The following is a 6,821-nucleotide window of genomic DNA, read 5'->3' on the forward strand; positions in this document are numbered from 1 at the left end:
AGCGAAGTCAACCTCGGAGATCGTGATGTCCCGACCGCCTACCTGCCTGGTTGTCTTTCACCACCCAGGCCCGGCCTGGCAGCCCGGCGTGCCGGTGTTCGAGCAACCGGGTCTGCAAGCCCACGTCGACCACTACCGGGGCTTGCTGCAAAGTGGTCAATTGGGTGCCGGCGGGCCGTTTCTCGACGAACAGGGCGGCGGCATGATGGTCGCCAAGCCCGGCATGCCGCATGACGAGCTGCTGGCGTTCGCGGAAAGTGACCCGGCGGTGAAAACCGGGCTGTTGCGGGTGGCCGTGCGGCCCTGGATGCCCGCGATGCGCGCCGACGACGGCCTGGTCTGACCCACGCCGCCCGCGACGCCTGACCCAGCGCCGCCCTCCCGGGAGGCGCCTAGCCAATGGCCGCGGCTCAGCGCTTCTGGTCTGACTTCTGCTGGCGGGCCAGACTCTGCCGGTCGCTGCCAAAAGCAGCCGTCCAGAACGGCTCGAACTTCTGACCTTTTTCCGGCGGCGGCAGCACATGCTTGGCGTCGCGCAAATGAGGTTGGCGGTTGGTAAGGGCTGACTTCTGCATGATCATAGACATTGGTTTGACCGGATCCCCCTTGTTCTTGGGGTCACGGTATCAGGGTCAACGCGGGGGTCTGGGTCATGGATGACAAGCAAAAGGCACGAACGCAAAAATTTGTGAACCTTTGGCGGCGCCCCAGGTCGCGCCCGGCGCGGGTCCACCGACACGCCCGCACGGGCCCAGGGTGCGCCCCGTGGCTGCCATCGTTATCATGGCCGGTTGCCCTTGCGAAACCCCATGCCCGACCCGCTCCCGACCCGCCAGAAGTCCCCCGCCGCGCGCGCCAAGCGCGCCGAAAGCGCGCCTGAAACGCCCGCCGTCCGCCCGCCAAGTGCGGCCGAGCCGCCCGCAATCCGCAGGCTGAATGGGCCCGACGCGCCCGCAATTCGCGTGCGTGGGGCCCGCACCCACAACCTGAAGAACATCGACCTCGACATCCCCAAGTACGCCTTGGTGGTGATCACCGGCTTGTCCGGCTCGGGCAAGTCCAGCCTGGCGTTCGACACGCTGTATGCCGAAGGCCAGCGGCGCTATGTCGAAAGCCTGTCGGCCTATGCGCGGCAGTTCCTGCAGCTGATGGACAAGCCCGATGTCGACGTGATCGAAGGGCTGTCGCCGGCGATCAGCATCGAGCAGAAGGCCACCAGCCACAACCCGCGCTCGACAGTCGGCACGGTGACCGAGATCCACGACTACCTGCGCTTGCTGTACGCCCGTGCCGGCACGCCGTTCTGCCCGGACCACGAACTGCCGCTGGCCGCGCAAAGCGTCAGCCAGATGGTCGACGCAGTATTGGCGCTGCCCGAGGAGACCCGGCTGATGGTGTTGGCGCCGGTGGTGCGCGACCGCAAGGGCGAGTTCGTCGAATCGTTCGCCGATTGGCAGGCTCAAGGGTATGTGCGGTTCCGGGTCGACGGCCAGGTCGTCGAGGCGACCGATCTGCCCAAGCTGAAGAAGACCGAGAAGCACGACATCGACGTCGTGATCGACCGGCTCAAGAGTCGGCCCGACATCAAGCAGCGCGTCGCCGAGAGTTTCGAGGCGGCGCTACGGATTGCCGATGGCCGCGCGGTCGCGCTGGAAATGGATTCGGGCCGTGAGCACCTGTTCTCGGCCCGCTTCGGCTGTCCGGTCTGCAGCTACTCGCTGCCCGAGCTGGAGCCGCGGCTGTTCTCGTTCAACTCGCCGGTGGGCGCCTGCCAGCATTGCGACGGCCTGGGCGTGCAGACGGTCTTCGACCCCGAGCGGGTGGTCGCCTTTCCGTCGTTGTCGATGRCCGCCGGCGCGGTCAAAGGTTGGGACCGCCGCAACGCCTACACCTTCTCTCTGCTTGAAAGCGTGGCCAAGCACTACCGCTTCGACATCGACCAGCCCTTTGAAGGTTTGTCCACCCAGGCCCAGCAGGTGCTGTTGTACGGCTCGGGCGAAGACGAGATCGAGTTCCTCTACGAAGCCGAAGGCAAGGGCGGCCGCACGCGCGTCGTCAAGCGCTCGCATCCCTTTGAAGGCATCCTGCCGAACTTCGAGCGGCGCTATCGCGAGACTGATTCGGTGGCCGTGCGCGAAGACCTCGCGCGTTACCAGAGCGCCAAGCCTTGTGCGCACTGCCACGGCACCCGGTTGAAGCGCGAAGCCCGCCATGTCTTCTTGCCCGGCACCGAAGCCGAGCGCGGCAAGCCGATCTACGAGGCCGAGCACCTGACGCTGGCCGACGCGCTGGCCTGGTTCGAGCAGCTCGCGTTGACTGGTGCCAAAGCCGAGATCGCCGACAAGGTGGTGCGCGAGATCCGCGCGCGGCTGAAGTTCTTGAACGACGTCGGCCTGAATTACCTGAGCCTGGACCGCAGCGCCGACACCTTGTCCGGCGGTGAGGCCCAGCGCATCCGCCTGGCCAGCCAGATCGGCTCCGGCCTGACCGGCGTGATGTACGTGCTTGATGAGCCCAGCATCGGCCTGCACCAGCGCGACAACGAGCGCCTGATCGGCACGCTGAAGCATTTGCGCGACCTGGGCAACAGCGTGCTGGTGGTCGAGCACGATGAAGACATGATCCGCGCCGCCGACTGGTGCGTGGACATGGGGCCGGGTGCTGGCGTGCACGGCGGGCAGGTCATCGTTGCCGGTACGCCGGACGAGGTGGCTGCCCATCCCGACTCGCTGACCGGCCAGTACCTGGGCCGCGCGCTGCGCATCGACGTGCCACCGCGTCCGACGCAGGCGGTCGGCGGTGACGGCACCAGCGCGCTGAAGATCGTCAACGCCCACGGCAACAACCTGAAAGGCGTGACCGTCGATGTGCCGGTCGGGCTGTTTACTTGTGTCACCGGCGTCTCTGGTTCGGGCAAGAGCACGCTGGTCAACGACACTTTGTATGCGGCGGTCGCACGCAAGCTCTACAACAGCCATGCCGAGGCGGCGCCGCATGATTCGATCGAAGGCCTCGAAGCCTTCGACAAGGTCATCAACGTCGACCAAAGCCCGATCGGCCGCACGCCGCGCTCGAACCCAGCCACCTACACGGGGCTGTTCACGCCGATCCGCGAACTCTTTGCCGAGGTGCCGGCGGCGCGCGAACGCGGCTACGGCGCCGGGCGCTTCAGCTTCAACGTCAGCGGCGGCCGCTGCGAGGCCTGCCAGGGCGATGGGGTGCTGAAGGTCGAGATGCACTTCCTGCCCGATGTCTACGTGCCCTGCGACATCTGCCATGGCAAGCGCTACAACCGCGAGACGCTGGAGATCCTCTACAAGGGCCGCAACATCGCGCAGGTGCTGGACATGACGGTGGAGGACGCGCACGAGTTCTTCAACGCCGTGCCGACCATCGCACGCAAGCTGCAGACCTTGCTCCACGTCGGCCTGGGCTACATCACGCTGGGCCAGAGCGCGACCACGCTGTCGGGCGGCGAAGCGCAGCGCGTCAAACTGGCGCTCGAACTGAGCAAGCGCGACACCGGCCGCACGCTGTATATCCTCGACGAACCGACCACCGGCCTGCACTTCCACGACACGGCGCAACTGCTGAAGGTGCTGCACCAGCTGCGCGATGCCGGCAACACGATCGTCGTGATCGAGCACAACCTCGACGTGATCAAGACCGCGGACTGGCTGATCGACATGGGCCCCGAAGGCGGTGCCGGCGGCGGCACGGTGGTGGTCGAAGGCACGCCTGAAACGGTGGCCGCCTGTGCCGCCAGCCACACCGGCCGCTTCCTGGCGTCGCTGCTGCGGGAGTGAGGAACGCATCCGCCGCGCGGCCTTCGCGGTCCGCGCGGAGGGTGACGGCGCGACGGACTCAAGCATTCCGTCACGGCCGGGCCATGCCTGCCCGTGCCGGCGCTGCGCCACAATCAGCCCTTCGCTGGCACGGCCACCCGGGAGGTTTGGGGGGTTGTTCGCCAGACCCTGGCGGAGTGGGACGATGGCATGGCGACCCGCGCCCGAGCCGGCTGACGAGAGTCAGCGTCAGGCGACGTTGCGCGACTTGGGCTGGTTCAGCCCGCAAAGCGACGGCTTGAGCGAAGCCGCCCCGCTGGGTGCCCTGCGCGCCCTCGCAGATGCCGCACGACGGCTCTGCGCTTGCCCGGTCGGCCTGCTGTCGCTGGTCGGTGACCAGCACACCTGCCAGGTCGGGGTCGACGAAGACGAGACCACGACGGTGCGGACACTGCCGCGCGCCGAAGCCATTTGCGCCCACGCGGTGGCCGCCGGCACCTTCTTGGAAGTGCCGGACATCCGGCTCGACCCGCGCTTCGCTGAAGTGCCCACGCCCGCCGGCAGCGAACCCTGGCGCTTCTATGCGGCCGTCCCGTTGCGGCTTCACGACCATGTGGTGGGCACGTTGTGTGTCGCCAGTCCGCGGCCGCATCGGCTGGACGATGCCCAGCGCCAACAGCTGGCCCAGTTGGCGATCGCCGCCGAAGCCCTGCTGACGACGCAGCATTCACGCGAGCACCTTGACCGCGAGCGCCGGCGCCTGGCCGATCTGGCGCGCGCCTCGGGTGATTGGTTGTGGGAGCTGGACGCCGATTTGCGTCACCGCTGGCTGTCCGAAGAGTTCGAGCGCCTGACCGGCATGCCGGCGCGGCTGCTGCTCGGCCAGCCGTTGGCCGACGAGCCTTGCGTGGACGGCACGGGTGACCCCTTGCCCTGCGGCGCCACATTGCTCGGCCGTCTGGCCCAGCGCCACCCGATGACCCGCGAGGTCACCCGCTTCGACGCGGCGCACCGCGGCAGCCTCTACATCTCGCGCAGTGCGGTGCCGGTGTTCGATGAACATGGCGATTTTCAAGGATGGCGAGGCAGCGCGCGAGACGTGACCGCGCAGGTGCTGGCCAGCCGCGAGACGCGCGAGCGCGACCAGCGCATGCACAAGCTGCTGGCGCAACTGCCCGGCGCCGCTTTCCAGATGCGGCTGGAGCCCGACGGTACGCTGCCTCACTATTTGTATGTCAACGACGGATTGCGGCTGTTGATCGGCGGCAGCGACGACGACCACACACCAACGCTGCGCCGAATCGCCGAGGTCGACCGCGGCCGCTTCGTCGACGCCGTGCTGGCTTCGATGCAGACGATGCAGCCGATGCGGGTCGAGGTCCGCTTCGAGCGAGCCGACGGGCAACAGCGCTGGGTCGAGACGCGGGCGACGCCGGAACGGCAGGCCGATGGCCGGATCGTCTTCCACGGCTTCACCTGGGACATCACCGAGCGCCATCAGGCGCAGGACGCGCTGCGCGAGCACGAGTCGCTGCGTCTGGCGCACGACAGCGCCGAACGCGCCAGCCGTGCGAAGAGCGAATTCCTGTCACGCGTCAGCCACGAGTTGCGAACCCCGCTGAACGCGATCATCGGCTTCACCCAGTTGATGAGTCTGGACCGTGAGCAGACCTTGGTCGGCGCCCAGCGCCACCGGCTCGATGGCGTGCGCAAGGCCGGACAAGCCCTGCTGACGCTGGTCGACGACATGCTCGATCTGTCACGCATCGAGCAGGGTGCACTGACGCTGCGCAGCGAGTCGCTCAGCCTCACCGAATTGCTGCGCGCGAGCATCGAGGCGGTGCAGCCGCTGGCCACCGCCCGATCGGTGTCCCTGCAGCTGGTCGTGCCGGCGGGTGCGCGCGTGCAGGGTGATGCGGCGGCGTTGGAACAGGTGCTGGTCAACCTGCTGTCCAATGCGATCAAGTACAACCGAGCAGGGGGCCGTGTCACCGTGACACTGCAGCAATCGAACGACGTCGCTCCGATGCCGCTGCTGGCGATCCGTGACCAGGGCGAAGGGCTGCGTGCCGATCAGCTGGCCCAGCTGTTCCAGCCGTTCCATCGCCTGGGTGCCGAGCGGCGCCGCATCAGCGGCACCGGTCTCGGCCTGGTGATCGCGCGTGGCCTGGCCCGCGCGATGGGTGGCGACATCGATGCTGTGAGCGAGCCGGGCCGCGGCAGCTGCTTCAACCTGCGGATGGTGGCCGCGGCGGGCACGATCGGCGGTCGGGCACCGGCGGCCGAACCGCAGACTGACACCGAGTCGACCGATGGCTCGGGTGGTCGCGTCGTGCTCTATGTCGAGGACGAGCCGCTCAATGTGCTGCTGATGGAGGAAGTCTTCCGTACGCAGCCGGGCTGGACGCTGCATGTTGCCCACGACGGTGGCAGCGGTGTCGAACTGGCGACGCAGGTGCGGCCGGATCTGGCGCTGATCGACATGAACCTGCCCGACATGAACGGGCTCGAGGTGTTGCGCCGGATTCGCGCGCAACCGGTCACCGCGGACCTGCTGTGCGTGGCACTGTCGGCTGACGCGATGAACGAGCAGATCGCTGCGGCGCTGGCTGCCGGCTTCGACGACTACTGGACCAAGCCGATCGACCTGAATCGGCTGGTCGAAGAAGTGCGACGCGTCATCGATGCGCGGCGAGCGTTCGACCGCTCCTGAAGCCACCGCCCGCGTCGGGCGGGATGCGCGAGCACCCATGCCGCGGCGGTTCGATCGAAGACAGGCATGAAAAAAGCCGGCGGGTGCCGGCTCTTCATCGTGGGGCCGGGCGGCTCGTGAGCCGCCCGCCAGATCAGCTCAGGTGACTGTTGATCAGCTTGGTCATCTCGAACATCGAGACCTGCGCCTTCTTGAAGATTTCCTTCAGCTTGGCGTCGGCGTTGATCATCGTCTTCTTGGCCTTGTCCTGCAGGCCATTCTTCTTGATGTATTCCCAGACCTTCTTCGTCACCTCGGTGCGCGGCACGGCCTTGTCGCCGATG

General features: G+C 67.4%; 5 protein-coding genes. 3 read left to right on the forward strand and 2 right to left on the reverse strand.

Features of this window, described 5'->3' with window-relative positions; all coding sequences use genetic code 11:
* Nucleotides 1-25 precede the first annotated feature (25 nt).
* Complete coding sequence (locus tag AC1DYI_RS01475; protein ID WP_477202305.1) at nucleotides 26-343, forward strand: YciI family protein; 318 nt, start codon at nucleotides 26-28, stop codon at nucleotides 341-343.
* Between the two features lie 67 nt (nucleotides 344-410).
* Here AC1DYI_RS01475 and AC1DYI_RS01480 read toward each other — a convergent pair whose 3' ends face one another.
* On the reverse strand, nucleotides 411-581 hold the full coding sequence (locus tag AC1DYI_RS01480; RefSeq protein ID WP_477202306.1) for a hypothetical protein: 171 nt from the start codon (nucleotides 579-581) through the stop codon (nucleotides 411-413).
* Nucleotides 582-809: 228 nt separating this feature from the next.
* On the opposite strand from AC1DYI_RS01480, the gene uvrA reads away from it, so the two are divergent.
* Both uvrA and AC1DYI_RS01490 read left to right on the forward strand, forming a co-directional pair.
* Nucleotides 810-3,806 carry an excinuclease ABC subunit UvrA gene (uvrA, locus tag AC1DYI_RS01485; RefSeq protein ID WP_477202307.1) on the forward strand — a complete coding sequence of 999 codons (2,997 nt, stop codon included), beginning with the start codon at nucleotides 810-812 and terminating at the stop codon, nucleotides 3,804-3,806.
* A gap of 184 nt (nucleotides 3,807-3,990) precedes the next feature.
* A complete protein-coding gene (locus AC1DYI_RS01490) occupies nucleotides 3,991-6,498 on the forward strand; it encodes an ATP-binding protein (RefSeq protein WP_477202308.1) in 2,508 nt (835 codons plus the stop codon).
* A gap of 133 nt (nucleotides 6,499-6,631) precedes the next feature.
* On the opposite strand, the gene AC1DYI_RS01495 is transcribed toward AC1DYI_RS01490, so the two are convergent.
* The coding region (locus AC1DYI_RS01495; protein WP_477202309.1) for an SWIB/MDM2 domain-containing protein at nucleotides 6,632-6,821 on the reverse strand (190 nt) is incomplete at its 5' end.

Source organism: Ideonella sp. P3_A4 (assembly GCF_056403075.1).